Consider the following 480-nt stretch of genomic DNA (forward strand, 5'->3'; position numbering starts at 1 on the left):
CGGCCATTAACGGAAGCTTTGACGTAACCTTCTTCCAGTTTAATTTCCGCACCCAGCTGCTCAAGGCCAGTAATATGCAGATCAACCGGACGTGCGCCAATCGCACAGCCGCCAGGCAGTGAAACCTGCCCCTGACCAAAACGCGCAACCAGTGGGCCCAGCGCCCAAATCGAGGCGCGCATGGTTTTCACCAGGTCATAAGGCGCGCTGAAGACATTAACTTCGCGAGCATCAACATGAACCGAACCATTACGTTCCACGCGTGCGCCCAGCAGGCTCAGCAGCTTCATGGTGGTATCGATATCACGCAGCTTCGGCACGTTCTGAATCTCTACCGGCTCTTCTGCCAGCAGCGCAGCAAACAGAATCGGCAGCGCAGCATTCTTCGCCCCGGAAATGGTCACTTCACCACTTAAACGGGTGGGGCCTTGCACACGAAATTTGTCCATTAACGGCTCTCAATTATCTATCAACAAAACA

At 54.2% G+C, this 480-nt stretch carries 1 pseudogene; it reads right to left on the minus strand.

What is annotated here, in order from left to right:
• Positions 1-449 (minus strand): annotated as a pseudogene (locus QMM04_RS23065) (UDP-N-acetylglucosamine 1-carboxyvinyltransferase); the annotation flags it as partial.
• Positions 450-480: the final 31 nt, after the last annotated feature.

The organism is Pantoea sp. Pa-EAmG (assembly GCF_030024295.1).
Lineage (GTDB): Bacteria > Pseudomonadota > Gammaproteobacteria > Enterobacterales > Enterobacteriaceae > Pantoea > Pantoea dispersa.